Source organism: Pseudomonas sp. BJP69 (genome assembly GCF_007633355.1).
GTDB lineage: Bacteria > Pseudomonadota > Gammaproteobacteria > Pseudomonadales > Pseudomonadaceae > Aquipseudomonas > Aquipseudomonas juntendi.
Genome location: NZ_CP041933.1, coordinates 1140550 through 1164524 on the forward strand (window position 1 = coordinate 1140550; position 23975 = coordinate 1164524).

23 protein-coding genes are annotated in these 23975 nt (G+C 64.1%); 8 read left to right on the top strand and 15 right to left on the bottom strand.

Annotated features, from left to right (window positions below; translation table 11 throughout):
* Window position 1 precedes the first annotated feature (1 nt).
* From FPB55_RS05315 to FPB55_RS05325, 3 genes are read left to right on the top strand one after another with little or no spacing between them, the layout of a single operon-like run.
* Window positions 2-871 carry a DUF72 domain-containing protein gene (locus FPB55_RS05315; protein ID WP_144187653.1) on the top strand — a complete coding sequence of 290 codons (870 nt, stop codon included), beginning with the start codon at window positions 2-4 and terminating at the stop codon, window positions 869-871.
* A gap of 28 nt (window positions 872-899) precedes the next feature.
* Window positions 900-1730: an isocitrate lyase/phosphoenolpyruvate mutase family protein gene (locus FPB55_RS05320; RefSeq protein WP_054890088.1), complete on the top strand. Its 831-nt coding sequence runs from the start codon at window positions 900-902 to the stop codon at window positions 1728-1730.
* Complete coding sequence (locus FPB55_RS05325; RefSeq protein ID WP_115293473.1) at window positions 1730-2416, top strand: extensin family protein; 687 nt, start codon at window positions 1730-1732, stop codon at window positions 2414-2416. The genes FPB55_RS05320 and FPB55_RS05325 overlap by 1 nt, the downstream gene beginning before the upstream one ends.
* 2 nt (window positions 2417-2418) lie before the next feature.
* Here FPB55_RS05325 and FPB55_RS05330 read toward each other — a convergent pair whose 3' ends face one another.
* Window positions 2419-3039, bottom strand: a complete 621-nt coding sequence (locus tag FPB55_RS05330) for an energy transducer TonB (protein WP_115293474.1) — start codon at window positions 3037-3039, stop codon at window positions 2419-2421.
* Between the two features lie 103 nt (window positions 3040-3142).
* Here FPB55_RS05330 and FPB55_RS05335 point away from each other — a divergent pair, with 103 nt between their 5' ends.
* Window positions 3143-3919 carry a class I SAM-dependent methyltransferase gene (locus FPB55_RS05335; RefSeq protein WP_115293475.1) on the top strand — a complete coding sequence of 259 codons (777 nt, stop codon included), beginning with the start codon at window positions 3143-3145 and terminating at the stop codon, window positions 3917-3919.
* On the opposite strand, the gene FPB55_RS05340 is transcribed toward FPB55_RS05335, so the two are convergent.
* Together FPB55_RS05340 and FPB55_RS05345 are read right to left on the bottom strand one after the other, a co-directional pair.
* The gene (locus FPB55_RS05340) at window positions 3916-4815 is read right to left on the bottom strand and encodes an RHS repeat-associated core domain-containing protein (RefSeq protein ID WP_084728225.1); all 900 of its coding nucleotides are present in this window, start codon (window positions 4813-4815) and stop codon (window positions 3916-3918) included. The genes FPB55_RS05335 and FPB55_RS05340 overlap by 4 nt on opposite strands.
* A gap of 146 nt (window positions 4816-4961) precedes the next feature.
* Window positions 4962-5603, bottom strand: a complete 642-nt coding sequence (locus FPB55_RS05345) for a TetR/AcrR family transcriptional regulator (protein WP_144187655.1) — start codon at window positions 5601-5603, stop codon at window positions 4962-4964.
* A 164-nt stretch (window positions 5604-5767) separates the two neighbouring features.
* Here FPB55_RS05345 and FPB55_RS05350 point away from each other — a divergent pair, with 164 nt between their 5' ends.
* Together FPB55_RS05350 and FPB55_RS05355 are read left to right on the top strand one after the other, a co-directional pair.
* Entirely contained in the window at window positions 5768-6868 is a 1101-nt protein-coding gene (locus FPB55_RS05350; RefSeq protein WP_029885093.1) for an efflux RND transporter periplasmic adaptor subunit, read from the top strand.
* 6 nt (window positions 6869-6874) lie between these two features.
* Window positions 6875-9931, top strand: coding sequence for an efflux RND transporter permease subunit (locus FPB55_RS05355; RefSeq protein ID WP_144187657.1), 3057 nt, complete (start codon window positions 6875-6877; stop codon window positions 9929-9931).
* Window positions 9932-9988: 57 nt separating this feature from the next.
* Here FPB55_RS05355 and FPB55_RS05360 read toward each other — a convergent pair whose 3' ends face one another.
* From FPB55_RS05360 to plsB, 5 genes are all read right to left on the bottom strand, one after another.
* A complete protein-coding gene (locus tag FPB55_RS05360) occupies window positions 9989-10390 on the bottom strand; it encodes a hypothetical protein (protein ID WP_144187659.1) in 402 nt (133 codons plus the stop codon).
* Window positions 10391-10533: 143 nt separating this feature from the next.
* Entirely contained in the window at window positions 10534-11220 is a 687-nt protein-coding gene (locus FPB55_RS05365) for a DUF4197 domain-containing protein (RefSeq protein WP_144187661.1), read from the bottom strand.
* 33 nt (window positions 11221-11253) lie between these two features.
* Window positions 11254-11652, bottom strand: a complete 399-nt coding sequence (locus tag FPB55_RS05370; RefSeq protein ID WP_054890080.1) for a YbaY family lipoprotein — start codon at window positions 11650-11652, stop codon at window positions 11254-11256.
* A 66-nt stretch (window positions 11653-11718) separates the two neighbouring features.
* The gene (locus FPB55_RS05375) at window positions 11719-12078 is read right to left on the bottom strand and encodes a YbaY family lipoprotein (RefSeq protein WP_054890079.1); all 360 of its coding nucleotides are present in this window, start codon (window positions 12076-12078) and stop codon (window positions 11719-11721) included.
* Window positions 12079-12150: 72 nt separating this feature from the next.
* Window positions 12151-14637, bottom strand: coding sequence for a glycerol-3-phosphate 1-O-acyltransferase PlsB (plsB, locus tag FPB55_RS05380; protein WP_054890078.1), 2487 nt, complete (start codon window positions 14635-14637; stop codon window positions 12151-12153).
* Between the two features lie 233 nt (window positions 14638-14870).
* Here plsB and FPB55_RS05385 point away from each other — a divergent pair, with 233 nt between their 5' ends.
* Window positions 14871-15080 carry a cold-shock protein gene (locus FPB55_RS05385; RefSeq protein ID WP_003252255.1) on the top strand — a complete coding sequence of 70 codons (210 nt, stop codon included), beginning with the start codon at window positions 14871-14873 and terminating at the stop codon, window positions 15078-15080.
* 90 nt (window positions 15081-15170) lie between these two features.
* Here FPB55_RS05385 and FPB55_RS05390 read toward each other — a convergent pair whose 3' ends face one another.
* The 4 genes from FPB55_RS05390 to FPB55_RS05405 all read right to left on the bottom strand — a co-directional run bounded on the left by FPB55_RS05390 (window position 15171) and on the right by FPB55_RS05405 (window position 20215).
* Entirely contained in the window at window positions 15171-15548 is a 378-nt protein-coding gene (locus FPB55_RS05390; RefSeq protein ID WP_009686969.1) for a hypothetical protein, read from the bottom strand.
* A gap of 17 nt (window positions 15549-15565) precedes the next feature.
* The gene (locus tag FPB55_RS05395) at window positions 15566-16378 is read right to left on the bottom strand and encodes a putative RNA methyltransferase (RefSeq protein ID WP_054890077.1); all 813 of its coding nucleotides are present in this window, start codon (window positions 16376-16378) and stop codon (window positions 15566-15568) included.
* Window positions 16378-17529 (bottom strand): succinyl-diaminopimelate desuccinylase, encoded by a 1152-nt coding sequence (dapE, locus tag FPB55_RS05400; RefSeq protein ID WP_115293483.1) that lies wholly within the window; start codon window positions 17527-17529, stop codon window positions 16378-16380. Before dapE ends, FPB55_RS05395 begins: the two co-directional genes overlap by 1 nt.
* A gap of 94 nt (window positions 17530-17623) precedes the next feature.
* Window positions 17624-20215: a glycosyltransferase gene (locus tag FPB55_RS05405; RefSeq protein WP_029885084.1), complete on the bottom strand. Its 2592-nt coding sequence runs from the start codon at window positions 20213-20215 to the stop codon at window positions 17624-17626.
* 119 nt (window positions 20216-20334) lie between these two features.
* Between FPB55_RS05405 and tcdA the strand changes: the two genes are divergently transcribed.
* Window positions 20335-21144 carry a tRNA cyclic N6-threonylcarbamoyladenosine(37) synthase TcdA gene (gene tcdA, locus FPB55_RS05410; RefSeq protein WP_178097497.1) on the top strand — a complete coding sequence of 270 codons (810 nt, stop codon included), beginning with the start codon at window positions 20335-20337 and terminating at the stop codon, window positions 21142-21144.
* A gap of 71 nt (window positions 21145-21215) precedes the next feature.
* Here tcdA and FPB55_RS05415 read toward each other — a convergent pair whose 3' ends face one another.
* The 3 genes from FPB55_RS05415 to dapD all read right to left on the bottom strand — a co-directional run bounded on the left by FPB55_RS05415 (window position 21216) and on the right by dapD (window position 23944).
* Window positions 21216-21626, bottom strand: a complete 411-nt coding sequence (locus tag FPB55_RS05415; RefSeq protein WP_054890075.1) for a SufE family protein — start codon at window positions 21624-21626, stop codon at window positions 21216-21218.
* Window positions 21623-22828, bottom strand: a complete 1206-nt coding sequence (locus tag FPB55_RS05420) for a cysteine desulfurase (RefSeq protein WP_115293484.1) — start codon at window positions 22826-22828, stop codon at window positions 21623-21625. The genes FPB55_RS05415 and FPB55_RS05420 overlap by 4 nt, the downstream gene beginning before the upstream one ends.
* An 81-nt stretch (window positions 22829-22909) precedes the next feature.
* Complete coding sequence (gene dapD / locus FPB55_RS05425; RefSeq protein ID WP_144187665.1) at window positions 22910-23944, bottom strand: 2,3,4,5-tetrahydropyridine-2,6-dicarboxylate N-succinyltransferase; 1035 nt, start codon at window positions 23942-23944, stop codon at window positions 22910-22912.
* Window positions 23945-23975 lie beyond the last annotated feature (31 nt).

A 23975-nucleotide genomic window follows, 5' to 3' on the forward strand; every position in this document is an offset into this window, starting at 1 on the left:
GATGAGTCCATCAGCACTGCCTTACTTTCTCGGTTGCCCGTCATGGAGTGAAAACGCCTGGCGCGACTACCTGTACCCCGCCGACGCCAGCAGCGGCCAGATGCTGGGGTTCTATAGCCAGGTGTTCAACGCGGTCGAGGGCAACACCACCTTCTACGCCCGGCCCGCCCCTGGCACCCTTGCCCGCTGGGCACAGGTAATGCCCGCGCATTTCCGGTTCACCGCCAAGTTCCCCCGCGACATCAGCCACGCCGGTGACCTGCGCGACCAGCTGGAGCCTGCCTTCGATTTCACCCGGTTGATGGCGCCATTGGGCAGGCGAGTGTCCCCCTACTGGTTGCAATTGCCGGCCCAGTTCGGCCCTGCGCGTCTGGGCGAGCTGTGCCATTTTCTGGATGAGCTGGCGGTGCCCGTGGCAGTTGAAGTGCGTAACCAGGCGTTTTTCGCCAAGGGTGAAGAAGAGCGCATGCTCAACCGGGTGCTGCACGAGCGGGGCGTCGAGCGTATCTGCCTGGACCCGCGCGCGCTGTTCAGCTGCACTTCGCGTGACCCTGCCGTGCTGCATGCGCAGTCGAAAAAGCCCAAGGTGCCGCCGCGCCCGGCCGCCTTTACCCAACACCCGCAGGTACGCTTCATCGGCCACCCGGAACTGCAAGCCAACGACGTGTTTCTCACCCCGTGGGTAGACAAGGTGGCCAACTGGATCGAAGAAGGCCGCAGCCCCTATATCTTCCTGCATACCTCGGACAACCGCCTGGCGGCGGCACTTGCCCGGCATTTTCACCAGCGCCTGATGCTGCGTTTGCCGGGCCTTGCCGCGCTGCCGGAATTGCCGCGCGCACCCGAGGTCGAACAACTGGGGCTACTGTGACCCTTCCCTGACTGCCGGAGGTTCTACCATGGATGTGCAAACCCTGCGAGCCGAAGCCTTCAAGGCCTTGCACCAGCGTGACGGTGCATTCGTCATCCCCAACCCGTGGGATGCCGGGTCGGCCAGGCTGTTGGCGAGCATGGGCTTCGAAGCGCTGGCCACTACCAGCGCCGGCCTGGCCTTCAGCCTGGGCCGCCCGGATGCCGAAGGGGCCTTGAGCCTGGACGACACATTGGACAACGCCGGTGAAATCGTCGACGCCACCGCGTTGCCGGTGGCTGCCGACCTGGAAAACGGCTTCGGCGACCTGCCCGAGGACTGCGCGCAGACCATTCTGCGTGCCGCCGAGGTTGGCCTGGTGGGTGGGTCTATCGAAGACGCCAGCGGCCGCCATGATGCGCCCATTTATGATATCGGCCTGGCGGTGGAGCGTGTACGCGCCGCAGTGCAGGCTGCCCGGAGCCTGCCGTTCCCGTTCACTTTGTGCGCCCGTGCAGAAAACCTGCTGCACGGGCGCATGGACCTGGACGACACCATCCTGCGCCTTCAGGCCTACGCCGAAGCGGGGGCCGATGTGTTGTATGCGCCTGGCCTGCGAACGGTGGAAGAAGTGCGCGCGGTGGTGCAGGCCGTGGCCCCGCGGCCGGTCAACGTGCTGATGGGCATGGCCGGCGTGGCGTTGAGCGTCAACCAGTTGCAGGACCTTGGCGTGCGCCGCATCAGCCTTGGCTCGTCGCTGGCCCGCGCGGCCCTGGGTGCGTTGCAGCGGGCCGCGCTGGAAGTCCATGACCAGGGCACCTTCGGCTACGCAGACCAGGCTTTGCCGTTCGCTCAGCTCAACGACCTGTTCCGCCGTTAATGAGGGCCCTGATGCTGCTGGCCGGCGTGCTGTTGTTGGCCGTGCTTGCCTGGCAACTGGGCTGGCGCCTGCCCGCGCCTTGGAACCCCTGGGCGCCGTTGGATGTGCGCCAACCGCCCAATTGGCTGACCCCCTACAAGCTGTCGCGGCTGCGGGATGACCCCGCGCTGTGCCGCCAGGCACTGGCCACCAGCCAACTGCGCTACCGGGCACAGGCCGACAGCCCGGCCTCGGCCAACTGCCCGCTGGAAAATGTGTGGCGTATCGAAGCCGGCAATGCGCGCCTGAGCAGCAGCTTTCTGGCCAGCTGCCCACTGGCGGTGGCGTATGCACTGTTCGAAAACCACGCGTTGCAGCCTGTCGCGCAGCGGGTGTTGGGCCAGCCGGTGGCCCAGGTCGACCATTTGGGCAGCTTTGCCTGCCGCAACGTCTACCACCGCAAGCAGGGCCGCCTGAGCCAGCACGCGACGGCCAATGCCCTGGACATCAGCGGCTTTCGCCTGCAGGACGGTCAGCGCATCGTCCTGGCACGTGACTGGCAGGCGGGTGGGGCCAAGGCGCAATTCCTGCGCGAGGTGCAGCAGGCTGCCTGCCAAAGCTTCAGCACTGTGTTGGGGCCCGACTACAATGCCGCGCACCACAACCACTTCCACCTGGACATGGGCCGCTGGCAGGTCTGCCGCTAAGGTCAGGCGTAGGCGCGCACGTTGTTCAGCACCACCGGGCGCGCCCAGTGGAGGTCGAACGCCAGGTCGGTCTGCTGCTTGCTCAGCGTGGCATCGTCGAACGGTTCGGCGGCGGGTGGCAACAAGTCGCTTTCCAGTTCGGCGATGGGCAGGAACAGCGGGCGCGGGCTAGGGCCCGGTCCGGGCTCGGGCAGCGGCTGACCCTGGCTCATCACCACCGGGCGCAGCCAGCTGTTGTTGATGTCGAGCTGGCGCTGCTGCTCGATCAGTTCCATGGCACTGAAAGGCTCGGGGGCCGGCGGCAAGAGGCTGGCTTCCAGCTCGGCCTTGGGCAGAAACAGCGGCTCGGGTGGTACTACGCGGGTATCCTGCACCGGGCAGGCGCGCTGGGCGTCGATCATGGCCAGCGCGCGGGCGCCGCCGATCGGTTCGCCGCTGTCCTGGTCGTACTGCACGAACGACTGGCTGATGCTGTCTACCGGCTCTTCCTGGCGCTCGGCCATGGCCCGGGCGAAAAAATCCTGCCACAGGTGGCTGACGCCCCCGAGTGCCTGGGTGTTGTGCTGACTGTAGTTGCCGACAGGCGACAAATAGGTCAAGCCGATGGGAAGAGTATCTGACATGGCAGTCGCGCGCGTTGTGCTCTGGCAGAATAGCGGGATATTGCCTGTATCGGCCGTGGCGGCCGATACCTTAACGGCTGGGTTCAATTTCTAGGTGTTGAAGATGGAAGAGCAGGGCGCAGGTATCCGGGTCGAGGCGCTAACGGCCGAATTCGCAGCGCAGGCCGCTGGATGGGCCGAGCGCCTGGCGCTGCCGTTGCAGGACGATGAGGCCGGGTTTGCCGTGCAGGTGGGCGTTGATGGTTTGCAGATCCAGCAATTGGGCCCGCAGGCACCGGGGCCGGTGCGGGTGGACTTTGTCGAAGGCCAGGCCGCGCACCGGCGCCAGTTTGGCGGTGGCAACGGGCAGATGATCGCCAAGGCCGTGGGCATCGCCCAAGGCGTTCGACCGCAGGTGCTGGATGCCACGGCGGGGCTTGGCAAAGATGCGTTTGTGCTGGCCAGCCTGGGCTGCCAGATGACCCTGATCGAACGCCAGCCGCTGATAGCCGCGCTGCTGGAAGATGGCCTGGCGCGCGCCCGGCTGGATGAAGAAGTGGGGCCGATTGTCGGGCGCATGCGCCTGCTGACCGGTAATGCCATCGAGCGCATGCGCAGTTGGGAAGGCGAGGCGCCGCAGGTGATCTACCTCGACCCAATGTTCCCGCACCGCGACAAGAGCGCCCTGGTGAAAAAGGAGATGCGCGTGTTCCGGCCCTTGGTCGGCGATGACCTGGATGCCCCGGCCCTGCTTGAAGCCGCCCTGGCGCTGGCCAGCCACCGGGTGGTGGTGAAGCGGCCGCGCAAGGCGCCGATCATCGACGGGCCGAAGCCGAGCCATAGCCTGGAGGGTAAGTCGAGCCGGTATGACATATATCCGAAGAAGGCGTTGAAGGCCTAATCCTCACGCAGGCGTCTCAGACGTTCTAGCAGCTCTTCGTGTACCATATCTTCCGGAATGGAAGGGTCAATGGTTGTATGGCTGCTTAGTATTTCTTCAGCGAGTGTACGGGGAGGATCGGCATGGACTGCACTGTGTGCATGCGTTTTTTGCGTTGGTCGGGTAGTGTCAAAATTAAAACGCCCGTTTTTGTCTGCGGGCAAAAGGCCCAGTATTGTCTGTTGGTTATTAAGAATGTTTATTTCTTCCAGTGCATACCCTGTTGTATAGGGAAGTCCATGAGTAATTCCGCGTTCTAGCTTACTCTGAGCTCGGAGTTGGCGTTTATTAATAGACTTTGACAGCGCGTTGTATTCATTTCTAGATAGGTTAGGACTCGATTCATCCAGGCGTGGAGCCAGGTTATTGTACCGATAGCGCTGGTTAAGCTTTTTGAACAGCCTTCCGAAAAATCTGCCGGTAGGGTCCACCCTGTTGATGGGGTCGTTGCCGCAGTAAGCATACGTGTTAAGGCCACCTCTAGCGAATGGCGAGAAACTGTCCGCACTGTGAAAGCGCATCAGCGCAGGATTGAACAGGCGGTGACCATTACCCAGCAAGTAGCCTATGGCAGAGGGTAGCCAAGTTTGCCCGGTAAAGCGGGACAGTATCGGGTGAGCGGCCGGTAAACTATCACCGCCATAAGGGCTGTAGGCAATGGCCGTTTGGCTTCCTGCATGGGAGGTAACGGTTGACGCTTGGGCATCGGTGGCCAAAAGCTGTGTTTGCGTGGTTTGGCTGTTTGTTTCGCACAGGTTCTGGTTATTCGCGCTGACAACTGAACAATGAGCACTGCCTGAGTGCACTGTCGAGAGTTTGCTGCCCTTATAAAAGAGCTTAAGTGTTTGAGTGGACATGGTGGTGCGCTCATGTGGGGCTTCATGAGAGTATGTCCAGAGTGTACCCGGGCGGATACTGGCAAAAATGTCAGGTAGTACGCCGGTTGGGGGGCACAGGCACTGGCATCCGCGCTCCTACAGACCGCGTATGCCAGAAGATGCTTTCAGGGTCGGTACGCTCGCAAGAACACCCCCACCACCTCGCGCACATGCGCCTCGGCCTCGTCGCCCTGCAGCGGCCCCGCACACCCCAGCAGCAACCGGTAATCCGGCGCCCCCTTGACCAGGCAGAAGAAGTGCTCCGCCGCCCGCAGCGGGTTGTCGATGCGCAGCAAGCCACGCTCATGCGCGCCGCGTAGCAGCGCCTCCATCCCGGCCAGCACGCGCTTGGGCCCAGCTTCGTAGAAGTACTGGCCAAAGCTCGGGTCCAGGCTGCCTTGGGCCATGATCAGGCGGCTGAGCTTGACCGCTTCGTCACTGCTGATCAGCGCCTGGAAACCACGGGCGATATTCAGCAGCACGTCTTCGACCTGCGCACCGACGGGGTACTCGAACAACAGGTCCGGCAGCTGGATCTGGCACGTGGCCATGACCGCTGAACAGAACAGCGTCTGCTTGTCGGTGAAGTGGCTGTACACGGTGAGCTTAGAAACACCTGCCGCCGCAGCGACCGCATCCATGCTGGTGTTGGCGTAGCCGAGGCTTAAGAACAGCGACTTGGCAGCTTCGAGAATCGCCTCGCGCTTGGCCAGGTCCTTGGGCCGGCCTGGGCCGATGGGTGCGTCGTTGGACATTGTGGTCTGCATGTGGTTGATCAAGCTCCCATATTACCGGCTGGAGCGGTTTCCAGCAGTGATCGTAGCCATCGTCAGGCGATTTCTTATCGACGCTGGCTTCTCGGCAGCAGTTCCCTGACTTAATATACCCGCCAGTACAAATATTCGAAGTACCCTCTGCGAAAGGATTCATCATGTTGCGCCAGGCCTTGTCCATCGCGTTGCCCGCCGCCGTCGCCGTGCTTCTGGCGGCGTGCGAACAGGAAGCCGCCGCCCCCGCCGCCCCGCGCCCGGCGTTGGTGGTGCAGCCGCAGCCAGCCGAAGCGGGGGCCGCCAGTTACCCCGGTGAGGTGCGTGCGCGCTTCGAGCCGGAACTGGCGTTCCGTATTGCCGGCAAGGTCAGCAAGCGGCTGGTCGAAGAAGGGCAGCGGGTCAAGGCCGAGCAGCCGCTGGCCGAGCTGGACCCGCAGGACGTACGCCTGCAACTGGAAGCTAACCGCGCACAACTGGCCGCCGCCGAAGCCAACCTGGCACTGGTGCGCACCGAGCGTGATCGCTACCAGAAGCTGCTGGACCGGCAAATGGTCAGCCATTCTCAATATGACAATGCCGAAAACCTCTACCGTGCCGGCCTGGCCCGCCTGAAGCAGGCCAAGGCGCAGTTCGACGTGGCCGGGAACCAGGCAGCCTATGCCGTATTGCGTGCGCCCCAGGCCGGGGTGATTGCCAAGCGCCAGGTGGAAGTGGGCCAGGTGGTTGCCGCTGGGCAAACCGCCTTCACCCTCGCCGCCGATGGTGAGCGCGAGGTGGCCATCGCCCTGCCAGAACAGCAGTTCGCCCGGGTCGCCATCGGCCAACCGGTGAGTGTGGAGCTGTGGTCGCACCCGCAGGCGCGCTTCCAGGGGCGCATCCGCGAGCTGTCACCCGCGGCCGATCCGCGCTCGCGCACCTTCGCCGCCCGCATCGCCTTCACCACGTCGGCTGCCCCGGCCGAACTGGGCCAGAGCGCCCGGGTATTCATTGCTACCGAAGGCCTGATCCCATTGTCTGTACCGCTGTCGGCGGTCACCGCCGAAGACGGCCAGGCCTATGTCTGGCGGGTGAACAAGGACAGCCGCCTGGAGCGGGCCGTGGTGCGCCTGGGTGCGTACGGCAACGATAGCGTGCCCGTGCTCGATGGGCTGGCCGCCGATGACTGGGTGGTGGCCGCCGGTGGCCATGTATTGCGTGAGGGGCAGCAGGTACGCCCCGTCGACCGCAGCAACCGCGTAGTGAACCTGACGGCCAAGGAGTAAGTCCCGATGGGTTTCAACCTTTCTGCCTGGGCGCTGCGCAACCGCCAGATCGTCCTGTTCCTGATGATCCTGCTGGCGGCCATTGGCGCCATGTCCTACACCAAGCTGGGCCAAAGCGAAGACCCGCCGTTCACCTTCAAGGCCATGGTCATTCGTACCCTGTGGCCCGGTGCCACGGCCGAGGAAGTGTCGCGGCAGGTGACCGAGCGCATCGAGAAAAAGTTGATGGAAACCGGTGAGTACGAGCGGATTGTCTCGTTTTCCCGGCCTGGCGAATCGCAGGTCACGTTCATGGCCCGCGACTCGTTGCACTCCAAGGACATTCCCGAGCTGTGGTATCAGATCCGCAAGAAGGTCGCGGACATTCGCCATACCTTGCCGCCAGAAATCCAGGGCCCCTTCTTCAACGACGAATTCGGCACTACCTTCGGCAATATCTATGCGCTGACCGGCAAGGGCTTCGATTACGCCGTGCTCAAGGACTATGCCGACCGGATCCAGATCCAGTTGCAGCGGGTCAAGGACGTGGGCAAGGTCGAGCTGATTGGCTTGCAGGACGAGAAAGTCTGGATCGAGCTGTCCAACCTTAAGCTGGCCACCCTGGGGGTGCCGCTGCAAGCGGTGCAGAACGCCCTGCGCGACCAGAATGCAGTCAGCACCGCCGGCTTCTTCGAAACCCCCAGCGAGCGCCTGCAACTGCGGGTAAGCGGTCGCTTCGACAGCGTCGAGCAGATTCGCCAGTTCCCGATTCGGGTGGGCGACCGCACCTTCCGCATTGGCGATGTCGCCGAAGTGTACCGTGGCTTCAATGACCCACCCGCACCGCGCATGCGCTTCATGGGCGAAGAGGCCATTGGCCTGGCGGTGTCGATGAAGGATGGCGGCGACATCCTGGTGCTCGGCAAGGCGCTGGAAAGCGAGTTCGAACGCCTGGCGCACAACCTGCCGGCCGGCATGGAGTTGCGCAAGGTCTCGGACCAGCCCGCGGCGGTCAAGGCCGGTGTGGGCGAGTTCGTGCAGGTGCTGGCCGAGGCGCTGGTCATCGTGCTGCTGGTCAGCTTCTTCTCCCTGGGCCTGCGGACCGGCCTGGTGGTGGCGCTGGCCATCCCCCTGGTGCTGGCCATGACCTTCGCGGCCATGCATTACTTTGGCATCGGCCTGCACAAGATTTCGCTGGGGGCGCTGGTACTGGCCCTGGGCTTGCTGGTAGACGATGCGATCATTGCCGTGGAAATGATGGCGATCAAGATGGAGCAGGGCTACGACCGCCTCAAGGCGGCCAGTTACGCCTGGAGCAGCACGGCGTTCCCGATGCTCACCGGCACCCTGATCACCGCAGCGGGCTTCTTGCCCATCGCTACGGCGGCCTCCAGCACCGGCGAATATACCCGCTCGATCTTCCAGGTGGTGACCATTGCCTTGCTGGCATCGTGGCTGGTCGCCGTGGTGTTCGTGCCTTACCTGGGCGAGCGCCTGTTGCCCGACCTGGCCCGGCTGCACGCCGCCCGTCATGGCCAGGCGCCAGACCCTTATGCCACGCCGTTCTACCAGCGTGTGCGGCGGGTTGTGGCGTGGTGTGTACGGCGCCGCAAGACGGTGATCCTGCTGACCATCGCGGCCTTCATCGGCAGCCTCCTGCTGTTCCGCTTCGTGCCCCAGCAGTTCTTCCCGGCGTCCGGGCGCCCGGAACTGATGGTCGACCTGAAGCTGGCCGAAGGTGCATCGCTGGCCAATACCGCCGAGCGCGTCAAGCAATTGGAGGCGCTGCTCGCGCAGCAGGATGGCATCGACAACTATGTGGCCTACGTGGGCACCGGTTCGCCGCGCTTCTACCTGCCACTGGACCAGCAACTGCCGGCCGCCAGCTTCGCCCAGTTCGTGGTGCTGGCCAAGTCGATGGACGACCGCGAGCGCCTGCGCAGCTGGCTGATCGCCACGGTGGACCAGCAGTTTCCCGAGTTGCGCGCCCGGGTCACCCGCCTGGAAAACGGCCCGCCCGTGGGTTACCCGGTGCAGTTCCGGGTCACGGGCGAACATATCGAGAAGGCGCGGGCACTGGCCCGTGAGGTGGCGGCCAAGGTGCGCGAGAACCCGCATGTGGTGAATGTGCACCTGGACTGGGAGGAACCGAGCAAGGCGGTGTTTCTGAGCATCGACCAGGACCGTGTCCGTGCGCTGGGCGTGAGCACCGCGCACCTGGCGAGTTTCCTGCAAAGTTCGCTGACCGGCACCACCGCCAGCCAGTACCGCGAAGACAACGAGCTGATCGAGATACTGCTGCGCGGTACGCTGCAGGAGCGCAGCGAGCTGGGCAACCTGGGCAGCCTGGCGTTGCCGACCGACAACGGCCAGAGCGTGGCGCTGTCGCAGGTCGCGACCCTGGAGTATGGCTTTGAGGAGGGCATCATCTGGCACCGTAACCGCTTACCGACGGTGACCGTGCGGGCAGACATCTACGACAAGGCGCAACCTGCGACACTGGTGAAGCAGATTCTGCCTTCTTTGCAGGGCATCCGCGCCAAGCTGCCCGACGGTTACCTGTTGGAAGTGGGCGGCACGGTGGAAGATGCCGAGCGCGGGCAGAAATCGGTGAACGCTGGCATGCCGCTGTTCATCGTGGTGGTGTTGAGCTTGCTGATGATCCAGCTGCGCAGCTTCTCGCGTACGCTGATGGTGTTCCTGACCGCGCCACTGGGGTTGATCGGCGTGACCCTGTTCCTGCTGGTGTTCCGCCAGCCGTTCGGCTTTGTCGCCATGCTCGGCACCATTGCCCTGGCGGGGATGATCATGCGCAATTCGGTGATTCTGGTTGACCAGATCGAGCAGGACATTGCGGCAGGGATGGACCGCTGGCAAGCGATCATCGAGGCCACGGTGCGGCGCTTCCGGCCTATCGTGCTGACCGCGCTGGCCGCTGTGCTGGCCATGATCCCGCTGTCGCGTAGCGTGTTCTATGGGCCGATGGCGGTCGCGATCATGGGTGGCCTGATCGTGGCCACGGTGCTGACGTTGTTGTTCCTGCCGGCGTTGTACGCGGCCTGGTTCAGGGTAAAGCAGCGTTGAAGACCCAGGCGCGAGCATGCAGGCAGCTTGCGCCCTGGGTGTTGAAGGCGCCGGCCCTTACCAGCTCAGGCAGCTGTTGGTGCGGCCTTTGCACGGGCCATGGCCGCTGACGGCGGCAGGTGCAATGCGGGCCTGGTCCTGAGCGACGAAAGTCTCTTTCCAGGCCAGGCGCTTGCCGTGCGGGTTACCGTTGGTGGCCTGGTAGCGCAGGCTCACCTGGTAAGCATGGCCTTCCTTGAGCGTTGCCCCATCGATCATGAAACTGAAGGTCTGGGGCAGCGCCAGTTCGCCTTGCTGCTCGATGGTAAGCACGGGCTGCAGGACGGAACTGCCTTTGGCAGCGCCGAAGCCCTCCAGTTTTTCACTCAGGACCAATACGTAACTCGCCGAAGCGTCCGGTGTTATCCGGTCTTGGCTTTCGCAGTCGATGAAGATCTGGAAATGTGGGGTGGAGGGCATAACGGAAACTCCTCGTCGAAAAGAGCCGCCATCCTGCACCTTGCTGTTGGCCGAGGGAGCGGGGAAAGGCGGTACAGCCAAAACGACGCAGAGGCAGCGGCCGCGCGGGTTCACGCAGACCACTGCTGTGGCACCACGCGTTATCAGAGCGTGCCGAAGACCTTCTTGGCCAGGCTGGTAGCTGCGGCGGCCGGGTTCTGGCGAATGTTCTGCTCTTGCTTGCCGATCATCTCGAACAGGCCGTCCAGCGCCTTCTCGGTCACGTAGTTCTCGATGTTGGCGTCATCCTTGACCAGCCCCAGGCCTTTGGCCTGCGCGGCGAAGGCGTTGTACTTCTGAGCCACGCCAACCTGGTCGGTGGCCTGCTTGACGACCGGCAGGAACTTGGCCCGAATCTGCTCGCGGCTGCTCTTGTTCAGGTACTGGGTGGCGGAGTCGTCACCGCCGCTGAGAATGCCCTTGGCGTCGGTCACGCTCATGTTCTTCACGGCGTCTACCAGAATCGCCTGAGCCTGCGGCACGGCCTTTTCGGCGGCCTTGTTCATGCTGGCTTCCAGGGCTTCGACCTGTTCGCCCTTGCCGAACATCTTCATCGCTTTGGCGGCCTTGCCCAGGTTGCCCGGCAGTTCGATACGCACGTCCGGGTTGTTGCTGAAGCCGCCTGGGGTGCTCAGTTGCTTGACCGCCAGTTGCGCGCCTTGGGTGAGGGCATCTTTGAGGCCGCCGGTGGCGTCCTTCTGGCTCAGGTCGCCCAGCGACAGGGCCAGCGCGCTGGCCGACAGCAGCAGGCCGGCGCACAGGGTGGTGAAGCGCAGGGAAGTGCGGATCATGAAGCGTTCCTTGTAAACAGATGAATACGGGTATCAGCGAACCTGGTCGAGCTTGACGCGCACGGGTTGCGGGTCGGAGCCGTCGAGCAGCACGCCATGGTGTTCGGTATTGATGAACAGCAGTTTGCCGCCCAGCTCGATGCGCGCGCTCAGCGCATAGCGGTGGCCGGGTTTGACCTGGCGCGGATCGTAGGTGAGGTGGAACGGCAGCGGCACGTTGCCTTTGACCGGGCCGGCCTGGCGGGCCAGGGTCACGGCCGGGGCGTCCATCAACGACACGTCCTGCAGTTCGACGCTCAGGGTGGCGGCCGGCGGCAGGGCAATGCGCTGCAGGTAGAAGACTTCGCCATCCAGGCTGGCCTGGGCGGGCGGGGTTTGGCTGGAGCAGGCTGCGAGCAGGGATGCGCAACACAGCATAAAGAGCTTTTTCATGGAATCTCCGTTGTCCTTGGAGCCGGCTTGTGGCCAACCCCAGGGACTTTAGCGGATTTTCCCTAATCAATCATGGAGCACGACCGGGGGCGTGGCCACGTTATCGACCACCACGCGTTCGGTGCCAGACAAGGTGTGAGGGTTTACGGCGTGGTGGGTGGTGTTGATGAACTGCAGTTGCCCGTTCTGCTCGATGCGCACGGCCAGCACGTAGCTGCCGCGCGGGTCGAGCTGGCTGAGGTCGCAGGCCAGTTGCAGCTTGATCGGCAGTACACCGGCGCACTGAAGGCGCAGCTCGGCGTGGCTGACGGCCGGCGCGTCGGCACGGGACACGTCGAGCAGGCTCAGTTGCACCTGGGCGGAGGCTGGCAGGTAGTTGTCGCTGGAAGAAACGATTTCGACGTCGATCGATTTGATCTGGTTCATGGTGGTACTCCTTGAGAGGGGGGAAGCACGGCGATGCTGTCCCCTCTCAAGGCCTGGCGGCAGACAGAAAAGCTACCCTTGCACCACGTCTGAAGGCTCGTCGCGATGCAGCGCCACCTGGCGGATGGACAGGCGCAGCTCGGCCGACAGCACGCGCTTGGCCACGCCCTCGGCCAGTTCGCCGAGCTTGTCGTGGTAACCCAGCTTGCCTTGGGCATCGGCATGCAGCACGCCTTGCTGGAGCAAGGTCTGGATGAAGTGGCGGAACAGCGTCTTGTCGAAAAACTCCGGGGCGTTCAAGCCATGCAGGATCGACAGGCGCTGGGCCATCATCACGCACAGGTCTTCCAGCGCTTCGGCGCTGAGGCTGTTCTGCCCGCTGTTGAGCAGCAGGGACGTGGCCATGTAGAAACGCTGCAGCGTCTGGGTGATGGTGCGGGCGAGCAGGGTCAGCAGCACGAACTGCCGCGAGCTGGGCGGCGGGCGCACATAGATGTCGTTGTCCTGGCGCAGCAGGCCTTGCTCGACCAGCGCCGCCAGCCACTGGTCGATGACGTCGTCCAATTGCTGCGGCGCCCAGCGCAGGAACAGTTCGGCCTGCAAATACGGGTACAGCGCGTGCACATATTGCCCCAACAGTTCGCGGCTCATGCGCGAGCTGCTGAGGAAGAAGCTGGCCAGCAGCGCCGGCAGGGCGAAGATGTGCAGCACGTTGTTGCGGTAGTAGGTCATCAGCACCGCATTGCCTTCGTCCAGGTACAGGATGCGGCCCAGGGCGTCCTTCTGCTCGGCGACCAGGTTCATGCCGCGCACGTGTTCGATCAAGGCCTGGCCGTCACCCTCGGGCAGGGTGATGTGCGGCGAGTAGGGCACCTGGCGCAGCAGGGCCAGGTACAGGTCGAGCACGCGGACCAGGGCGCGTTCATCCAGGGCCAGGCGGCTGGTGGACAGCAATGCCATGGCCACCAGGTTGACCGGGTTGATGGCCGCCGCCTCGTTGAGGTGGCGGGCCACGGTCTCACCCAGGCGATGGGTAGTGGCGTTAAGCCAATCCGGGCGGTATTGCGGGCCATGCTCCTGCTCACGCCAGCCGGGTTGTTGGTCGTCGAGGAAGCCGGCCAGGCGGATCGGCTCGCCAAAGTTGACCGACACCTGGCCAAAGCGCTGCCTCAGCGCGCCGAACACCTTGAAGATATCGAATACCGACTCTTTCTTCTTGCTGGCACCGCGCAGCTCGCCCAGGTAGGTGCGGCCTTCGAGCACGCGCTCATAGCCGATGTAGACCGGCACGAACACGATAGGCGTGCGCGACGAACGCAGGAAGCTGCGCAGGGTAATGGCCAGCATCCCGGTGCGCGGTTGCAGCATGCGCCCGGTACGGGAACGGCCGCCTTCGACGAAGTACTCCACCGGGAACCCCTTGGTGAACAGGGTGTGCAGGTATTCGTTGAATACCGCGGTATACAGGGGGTTGCCCTTGAAGGTGCGGCGCATGAAGAACGCCCCGCCACGGCGCAGCAGGTTGCCGACCACCGGCATGTTGAGGTTGATGCCCGCGGCCACGTGGGGTGGCGTGAGGCCGTTGCGGAACAGCAGGTACGACAGCAGCAGGTAGTCGATATGGCTGCGGTGGCAGGGCACGTAGATCACTTCGTGGCCGGGCGCGATGCCCTGCACCTGCTCGATGTGGTTGACCTTGATGCCGTCGTAGATCTTGTTCCAGAACCAGCTGAGCACCACCTCCAGGAAGCGGATGGCAGTGTAGGTGTAGTCAGAGGCAATCTCGTTGCCGTAGCGCAAGGCCTGGGCTTCGGCCTTGGCCAGCGGCAGGTTTTCGCGCTGCGCCTCCTCGGCGATGGCCTGGCGCACCAGCGGTGCATGAACCAGCCCCTTGACCAGGTTGCGGCGGTGCGAAAGGTCGGGGCCGATGACCGCGGTCTTGAGGTTGCGAAAATGCACGCGCATCAGGCGCTGGGCCATGCGCACGGTGCGTTCGTGGCCTTTGTTGTGCTGCACCAGTTCGCGCAGGTGGATGGGGGCAGAGAACTGCACGCGGGTCTTGCGCCCGAGTATCAGTACGGTCAGCAGCCGCCGCAAACGCCCGGTCACTGCCCAACTGTCGGCAAACAGCAGTTTCCACGGGCTGGACTCGCTGGCCGGGGTCTGGCCCCAGAACACGCTGACTGGAATGATCTGCGCATCTTCCTCGGCATGCTGGGTAACGGCAGCTACCAGGCGCTCGAGGGTGGGCGGGGCGCCACGCTTGTCCTGGCGGCCCAGCCAGTCGGGGTCGGGGGTCAGGTAGAAGAACGCGGCGGGTTCCTGCAGCGGACCGACCGTTACCGGCAGCACCGGGCGCGGCAGCCCTGCCTTGGTGCACTCGTGGTCGAGTACGACCAGGTCGGTGAGCGCCGGGGTAGGCAAGGCGTAGATCACTGGCCGGCTGCGGTCCAGGTTCAACGACATGGCCGACTGGTTGATGGTTTCGGAGCGCACCCACAGGTACAACAGGCGACGCAGGGCGCCGAAAATCAGGCGGCGCAGGGGGGAACGGGTCATGGGGTGTGTGCCCTGGGTGTGATGTTCAGGTGAGTATCCAGTTAATTAGTCTGCCGTATGTGCGTAAGTTCAGCAAAAATCGGCCAACAGCGGGACCGTCATCAATTTTTTTTGTGCTGTGGCATATACTCGGCCTGCCACTTGCAGGTTATTTCGGCAAGCGGCGTTGGCACGGGGCAAGTGAGCCCATGCCTGCACGGCGATCTTCACAATAAAAAACCGGAGTAGTTCAGATGTCGTCTCGTGAGACTGGGAATGTAAAGTGGTTCAACGATGCCAAGGGTTATGGCTTCATTCAGCGCGAAGGTGGTGCGGATGTATTCGTCCACTATCGGGCGATTCGCGGTGAGGGGCATCGTACCCTGGTCGAAGGGCAGCGGGTTGAATACGCTTGCGTGCAGGGCCAGAAAGGCCTGCAAGCCGAAGACGTGGTAGGCCTCTGAGCCTTAAGCTATAAGCTTCAAGCTGCAAGTGACCGTGTACTTGCAGCCTGATGCGAGCCTTCTTGAAACTTGCAGCTTGAAGCTTCAAGCTCAAGACGTACGCCAGGTGATTTCCTCTTCACCGTCGGCGCTGATGCGGACCCAGCGGTCGGCATCTTCCTCGCCGTCTTCCTCGACCCAGCCACCCGGTGCGCAGCGTACTTCCACCCCCAGTGCGGCGAATGCAGCGCGGGCGCAGGCAATATCGTCGGCCCAGGGGGTCTGGTCGCTTTCCAGGTACAGGCTGTTCCATTTCCCTACAGCCTTCGGTAACCAAGTGACCGGAATGTTACCGGCCTGGCATTTGAAGGTCTGGCCTTTCTGCTTCCATTCGCTGCACGGGCCGATCGCCTGGGCAAGCCACCCGGCAATCTGTTTGTGGTCGACGTCGGCGTCCTTCAGGTAGATCTCGATATCAGGTTGGCGCATAAGGGCTCCGGGTGTGCTCAGTCTTGGCGCACAAAATAGTCATAACGCATGGAAACCGTTACCTCGAACGGCTCGGGCTGGTCGATTACCCGTGCACGTTTTTCGGCGCTGGCGCGCCAGCCGTGTGGGGTCATGGCCAGCAGGTCGGCGCGGGCCTTGGGGGCTGCCAGGCTCAGGCGCAACGCCAGGGTTTCACTGTGGGCATGGGCCATGCCCTCGGGGACCAGGGCCAGGTGCTTGTCGTCGGCGTAAGGGCGTACTTCATCGTAGAGCACTTCGCGCAGTTCCATCAGGTGGCCGCTGGTCGGGCCTACCCGCATCAGGCCACCGCCGGGGCTGAGCAGGCGTTTGGCTTCGGCCCAGTCCAGCGGGCTGAATACGCTGGCGATGAACTGGCAGCTGGCATCGGCCAGCGGCACGCGGGCCATGCTGGCGACCATCCAGGTGACAGCCGGTGCGCGGCGGCAGGCACGCTTGACCGCCTCGCGGGAGATATCCAGGGCGTAACCGTCGGCAGCGGGCAGGGCCTGGGCCAACTGCGCGGTGTAGTAGCCCTCGCCGCAGCCAATGTCCAGCCACGCACCGGGCTGGCGCTCGGCGGCCAGTTCGGCCAGGCGCTGGGCCACCGGCGCGTAGTGGCCGCCGTCGAGAAAGTCGCGACGCGCCTCGACCATGGCCTGGTTGTCACCCGGGTCACGGCTGTTCTTGTGCTGCACCGGCAGCAGGTTCAGGTAGCCCTGGCGGGCCCGGTCGAAGCGGTGGCCTGCCGGGCAGGCCACGCCGTTGTCGACTTGCGCCAGCGGCGCCTGGCAAAGGGGGCAGGCAAGCATCAGGCGAGCAACCGGACCAGGGTCTGGTAGTAGATTTCGGTCAGCAGGTCGAGGTCGCTGGCCAGAATCCGCTCGTCCACCTGGTGGATGGTGGCGTTGACCGGGCCCAGCTCGACCACCTGGGTGCCCAGGGTGGCGATGAAGCGGCCATCGGACGTGCCGCCGCTGGTCGACGGTTGGGTGTCGCGGCCGGTGACACCTTTGATGCTGGCCGAAACGGCACCCAGCAGCTCGCCCGGCTCGGTGAGGAACGGCAGGCCTGACAGCGCCCAGTCGATCGACCAGTCCAGTTCGTGCTTGTCGAGGATCGCCGACACCCGCGCCTGCAGGCCTTCGACGGTGGACTCGGTGGAGAACCGGAAATTGAACAGCGCAGTCAGCTCGCCCGGAACCACGTTGGTGGCACCGGTGCCGGCGTTGAGGTTGGAGATCTGGAAGCTGGTCGGCGGGAAGAATGCATTGCCTTCGTCCCAGTGCTCGGCTGCCAGCTCCGCCAGGGCCGGTGCGGCCAGGTGAATGGGGTTGCGCGCCAGGTGCGGGTAGGCCACATGGCCCTGTTTGCCGCGCACGGTCAGCTTGGCGCCCAGCGAGCCACGGCGGCCGTTCTTGACCACGTCACCCAGCAGGGTGGTGCTGGACGGTTCGCCGACGATGCACCAGTCCAGGCGCTGGTTACGTGCTTTGAGGCGTTCGACCACAGCCTTGGTGCCGTGGTGGGCCGGGCCTTCCTCGTCGCTGGTGATCAGGAAGGCGACCTTGCCGCGGTGGTCGGGGTAATCCTGCACGAAGCGTTCGCTGGCAACCACCATGCAGGCCAGGCTGCCTTTCATGTCGGCTGCGCCGCGGCCGCAGAGCATGCCGTCGGCGTCGATCAGCGCATCGAACGGTTCATGTTGCCATTGCTGCACGGGGCCGGTGGGCACCACGTCGGTGTGGCCGGCGAAGCACAGTACCGGGCCTTCCTGCTGGCCATGGGTCGCCCAGAAATTGTCGACGTCTTCGATGCGCATCGGCTCGAGCTGGAAGCCCACGGCGCCGAGGCGGTTCATCATTTGCGCCTGGCAATCGGCGTCGACGGGGGTGACGGAGGGGCGACGGATCAGGTCGCAGGCCAGTTGAAGGGTAGGCGAGAGCTCGGCAGGGGCCGTCATGGGGAACTCCGGGGCAAGGCAAGGCGGGGAAATCTGAGGGGCGTTATCTTATAGCAAACCAGTCGCGAAAGGGGCGCCAAGCGCCCCCAACATCTCAAGCCTGCTGCGCCTCGGCAGCCTTGTGCGCAGGCTTGGGCAGCGACGACAGCAGCGCCATCACCAGTGCCGCCACGTACGGCAACGACTGCACCAGCAGCATGGCCATCCAGAAGCGCATGTCCGAGCTCGGCAGCCCCTGCACCAGGTAGATACCCAGCGCTGCGCCCCACAACAGCAGCATGATGAACAGTTCCTCGCGCGCCTCGGCAATCGCCACCAGCAAACCATGGCTGTCGGCATGCTTTGGCGTGCGGATGAACGGCATGCTGCTGGTGAAGAACCCGTACAGCACCGCTTTGGCGATGGTATGCGACAGCGCCAGCCCCGCCAGCGCCGCCGCGAAGGCATCCTTCATGTTGACCCCCACCGCACGCCGGTAGAGGAACAGGATCTTGCCGACCTTGAAGAAGAACAGCGCCAGCGGCGGGATGGCGAAAATCATCAGTGGCGGGTCGACCCGGTGCGGCACGATGATCATCGCGGCCGACCACAGCAGCGCGCCGATGGTGAAGAAAATGTTCATGCCATCGGCGATCCAGGGCAGCCAGCCGGCCAGGAAGTGGTAGCGCTGGCCGCGCGTCAGCTGGCTACCCGTGCCGCGCAGCAGGGCGCCGGCGTGGTGCTTGATGATCTGGATGGCACCGTATGCCCAGCGGAAGCGCTGTTTCTTGAAATCGATGAACGTGTCGGGCATCAAGCCCTGGCCATAACTGTTGTGGGCATAAGCGGCCGACAGGCCCTTTTCGAACACACGCAGGCCCAGTTCGGCGTCCTCGCAGATACACCACTCGGCCCAGCCCAGTTCTTGCAGCACGCTGCGCCGGGTCATGGTCATGGTGCCATGCTGAATGATCGCGTCACGGTCGTTGCGGGTGACCATGCCGATGTGGAAGAAGCCCTTGTATTCGCTGTAGCACAGCTTCTTGAATGCACTTTCGTGTTGGTCGCGGTAGTCCTGCGGCGACTGCACCACGGCAATTTTCGGGTCGGCGAAGTGCGGCACCATGTGCTTGAGCCAGTTGCGGTCGACGCAGTAGTCCGAGTCGATCACCGCGATCACTTCGGCGTCTGGCGCGGTGTGCGGGATCAGGTAGTTCAGCGCGCCGCCCTTGAAGCCAGCCAAGGGCGCGACGTGGAAGAACTTGAACCGTTCGCCGAGCTTTTCGCAATGGGCCTTGAGCGGTTCCCACACGGCCGGGTCCTTGGTGTTGTTGTCGATCACCAGCACTTCATAATCGGGGTAATCCAGCGCGGCCAGGGCGTCGAGGGTCTGCTTGACCATTTCTGGCGGCTCGTTGTAGCACGGTACATGCACCGACACCTTGGGCCGGTAGGCGCTGTCGGCCTGTACCGGCAGGAACTCGCGGCGGCGCTTGTGGATCCACACCGCCTCGGCCAGTTCATGCGCTTCGGTGAGCAGCACGATGAACACCCCCAATGCGCCGAGCGCCAGCAACACGCCGACGGTCAGGCTGAACCAGGTGCTGTATTGCTGGCTGTAGTCGTAGGCGATCCACACCAGCACCGACCCGCACAGGAAGGTGATGAACGTCAGGAAGGTCCGGCCGCGTTGGCGCAAGGCCGAGCCGTCGATGAACAGCACCATCAGCGCGATCATGGCCAGCACCACCGACGCGACCGCCAGGGCGCGCCACTGCGGAATCGCCACCACGGGCCCCTCGAAGTTGAACTTCTGCTGGCGCTCCGCGTTGTAAACGCCCCAGTAAGCGCCTACCGAGCCTTCGTCACTGGCCTTCCAAGGCTGGTCATAGGCTTCGATGACAAAATAGTTGTAGCCACGGCGGTTGAGCGTGTTGACCAAGGTGCGCAGGTAGATGGCCTGATCGGCCTGGGTGGCATCGGCACCCCCGCGCATGCGGCCATTGCTCGGCCAGCCGACCTCCGACAGCAACAGCGGCTTGCGCGGGAACTGCTGCTTCAGCTCGCGGGCACGGTCGAGCACGAACTCCACCGAGTCTTTCATCGGCACGAATTCCCAGTAAGGCAGGATGTGCGCGGCAATCAGGTCGACGTGCCTGGCCAGCTCCGGGTGTTCCTTCCAGATATGCCATTGCTCACTGGTGGTTACCGGGACCTTGACCGCGGCACGTACCCTGTCCAGGTACTTGATGAGGTTTTCCGGTGTCACTTCTTCGCGGAACAGCGCCTCGTTACCCACCACTACGCGCACCACGCTGCGCGAGGTATTGGCCAACTCGATGGCGGTGGCAATTTCCCGCTCGTTGCGCTCAAGGTCGGGGCTGATCCAGATGCCCAGTGTCACGCGCAGGCCGAACTCCTCGGCCAGCCGTGGGATGTCTGCCTGGGTGCCTTCCACGGTGTAAATGCGGATGCTGTCGGTCAGTTTGCTGAGTTGTTCCAGGTCCTGACGCATTTCTTCGTCACTGGGGTACTGCCCCTTTTGCGGGCTTTCACCCAGGCGGAACGGCGAATACGAGAAGCCAGAGATTTGTTCTGGCCAGGCGGGCGCGGAAACCGGGCGATTGATCAGCGCCCAGAAGCCGGTGAACAACGCAGCGATGGCCAGCACCACAACCAGGTTCAGGCCGAATTTACGTGAAGACATTGTCGTCCATTTCTGTCGAAGTGATAGGACATTAAAGCAGGGTTAGTAGTCCATTTCCTAACGGTGCAGGCCTTGGGCTCGCTGGCATATAATGCGCGCCGGTTTTTTGGGGTATGAACATGAGTACAGAAGATCCACGCTTCGCCGGCGTTGCCCGGCTGTACGGCGACCAAGGCCTGCAACGCCTGGGCCAGGCCCATTTGGCGGTGGTCGGGATTGGCGGGGTGGGTTCGTGGGTGGCCGAAGCGCTGGCGCGCAGTGGCGTGGGCGAAATCACCCTGTTCGACCTGGACGATGTCTGCGTCAGCAACACCAACCGCCAGGCCCACGCCCTGGAAGGGCAGGTGGGGCGCCCCAAGGTCGAGGTCATGGCCGAGCGCCTGCGGGCGATCAACCCGGCCTGCACGGTGCATGCAGTCGCCGATTTCGTCACCCGCGACACCATGGTCGAGTACATCACCGAACACCTGGACTGCGTGATCGACTGCATCGACAGCGTCATGGCCAAGGCCGCGCTGATCGCCTGGTGCCGCCGGCGCAAGATCGCCATCGTCACCACCGGGGGGGCCGGCGGGCAGATCGACCCCACGCAGATCCAGATCGCCGACCTCAACAAGACCTTCAACGATCCGCTGGCCTCGCGGGTCCGCTCCACGTTGCGGCGCGACTACAACTTCTCGCGCAATGTCAGCCGCAACTATGGCGTGCCGTGCGTGTTTTCCAGTGAGCAACTGCGTTACCCCAAGGGCGATGGCAGCGTGTGCCTGCAGAAAAGCTTCGTTGGCGAAGGCGTGCGGCTGGATTGTGCCGGCGGCTTTGGCGCGGTGATGATGGTGACCGCCACCTTTGGCATGGTGGCAGCGAGCAAGGCGATAGAGAAACTGGTGGCCGGTGCGCGACGGCCATCGGAGCGGGTCAAGCCCGTGTAAATCCCTGTAGGAGCGGCCTCGTGTCGCGATGGGGCGCGCAGCGCCCCCGACGATGTTGGCCCCCACCCCAGTTAACGTTTGACCACCAGCTCTGCCATGCGCTGCAACACCGCATGCAGCCCATTGCTGCGCGATGGCGACAGCTGGCGCTCCAGCCCCAGCTGGCTGAACCACCCCCGCAGGTCGAGCGCCAGCAGTTCACCGCTGGTCAAACCCTGCACCCGCACCAGCAACAAGGCCAGCAGCCCGCGTAACAAACGGGCATCGCTACCGGCCTTGAACCGCCATGCGCCATCGGCCTGCTCGGCCACCAGCCACACCAGGCTTTCGCAACCGTGCACCCGGTTGGCCTCGGTTTTTTCGCTGGCAGCCAGCGGCTCCAGCTGGTCGCCCCATTGCATCAGCAAGCGAGCACGCTGTTCCCAGCCCTTGCCCTGTTCGAACGCGGCCAGCGCCTGTAGCGCCTGTTCCGGCAGGCTCATCGCAACAACTCCAGGCCTTGGTCCAGCGCGTCGAAGAAGCGCTGCAGGTCGCTGCTGTCGTTGTACAAGCCCAACGACACACGGATCGCACCCTCCAGGCCCAGCCCCTTCAGCAGCGGCATGGCGCAGTGGTGCCCGGCACGCACGGCAATGCCCTGCTCGGTGAGCAGGTGGGCGATATCGGCATTGTGCACGCCCTCGATGACGAAACTGGCCAGCGCCGCCTGTGGCGTGCCCAGCACCCGGATACCCTCGCGGTCGGCCAGGCCGCGCAGCAGTTGCTGATGCAGGCTGTTTTCGTGGGCGGCGACCGCGTGGCTATCGAGGCTGGCCAGGTAGGCAAGGGTCGCGCCCAGGCCGATCACCCCGGCAATGGGCGGGGTGCCCGCTTCGAAACCCAACGGCGCCGGGCGGAAGCTGGCGCTATGGTAGTCGGCCAGTTGCACCATCTCACCGCCAAACTGCCAATGGCGCAGTAGCTCGAAGGCCTGGCTGCGGCCGTAGAGCACGCCGACACCGTCCGGGCCATACAGCTTGTGGCTGGAAAACACATAGAAGTCGCAGCCCAGCTGCTGCACATCATGGCGCCCATGGACCACGCCCTGGGCGCCGTCGACCACGGTCACCGCACCTTGCGCACGGGCATGGGCCAGCAGGGCAGGCAAGGGCTGCCAGGTGCCCAGCACGTTGGACAACTGGCTGACGGCCAGTACCCGGGTGCGTGGGCCTACCAACTGCAGGGCCTGGTCCAGGTCGATGTGGCCGTGAATGTCCAGCGGCAGTACCACCAGGCGCAGGTCGTGCCGCTGCGCCAGTTGCTGCCAGGGCAGCAGGTTGGCATGGTGCTCCAGCGCGCTGACGGCAATTTCGTCGCCCGCCTCGAAGCGGTGCTCCAGGCCATAGGCCAGCAGGTTCAACGCCGAAGTGGCGCCATGGGTGAACACGATCTGCCGGGCATCGGCGGCGTTGAGCCAGGCGGCCACCTTGTTGCGGCTGGTTTCGAAAGCCTGGGTCGCCAGTGCACCGGGCAAGTGCTGGGCGCGGTGCACGTTGGCCGCGCCATGGGCGTAGTAATGGCCCAGGGCATCCAGCAAGGCTTGCGGCTTCTGGGTGGTGGCGGCGCTGTCCAGGTATGTCTGGTGCTGCCGTTGCAGGGAGTCGATGGCGGGGAAATCGGCACGCCAGGGGGAGGGCTGGAACATGATCGCGGGGCCTGGAATGAAAAACGGGTCTGGCGTGTTGGCGCCAGACCCGATGTTAACACCTCAAACCGTGCAAGGTTCTCAGTTGTGGGCGTGCAATGCTTCGTTCAGCTCGATGGCCGACTTGTGGGTCTTGCATTCCACTGCGCCGTTCAGCGAGTTGCGGCGGAACAGCAGGTCGGTCTGGCCTGCCAGGTCACGCGCCTTGACCACCTTGACCAGTTCGTTGTTCTCGTCCAGCAGGTTCACCTTGGTGCCGGCAGTGATGTACAGGCCCGCTTCGACGGTGTTGCGGTCACCCAGCGGGATACCGATACCGGCGTTGGCGCCGATCAGGCAGCCTTCGCCGACCTTGATGACGATGTTGCCGCCACCGGACAGGGTGCCCATGGTCGAGCAGCCGCCGCCCAGGTCCGAGCCCTTGCCGACGAATACGCCAGCGGAAACCCGGCCTTCGATCATGCCCGGGCCTTCGGTGCCAGCGTTAAAGTTGACGAAGCCTTCGTGCATGACGGTGGTGCCTTCGCCAATGTAGGCGCCCAGGCGCACACGGGCGGTGTCGGCGATACGCACGCCGGCGGGGACCACGTAGTCGGTCATTTTCGGGAACTTGTCCACCGAGAACACTTCCAGCAACTCGCCTTTGAGGCGTGCTTCGAGTTGCAGTTCGGCCAGTTCGCTCAGGTCGACCGCACCCTGGTTGGTCCAGGCCACGTTCGGCAGCAGCGGGAAGATGCCGGCCAGGCTCACGCCGTGTGGCTTGACCAGGCGGTGCGACAGCAGGTGCAGCTTGAGGTAGGCCTCGGGGGTCGAAGCCAGCGCAGCGTCTTCGGCCAGCAGGGTGGCGACCAGCGGCTTGTGGCTTTCGGCCAGGCGGGTCAGCAGCGCGGCCTGGGCGGCATCCACGCCTTTCACCGCTTCGGCCAGTTGGGCGGCCTGGGCGTTGCTGAAGGCGATGGCCTGGTTGCCACCCTGGTAACCAAGAACAGGCGCGACTGCGGCGACCAGTTCGGCGCTTGGGTTGAGCAGGGGTTGTGCGTAGAACACTTCCAGCCAGGCGCCCTGGCGGTTCTGGGAGCCGACACCGAAGGCCAGGCTGAACAGGGTATTGGACATGTGATTACCTCGTGCGAAATAGGGTAGGGGC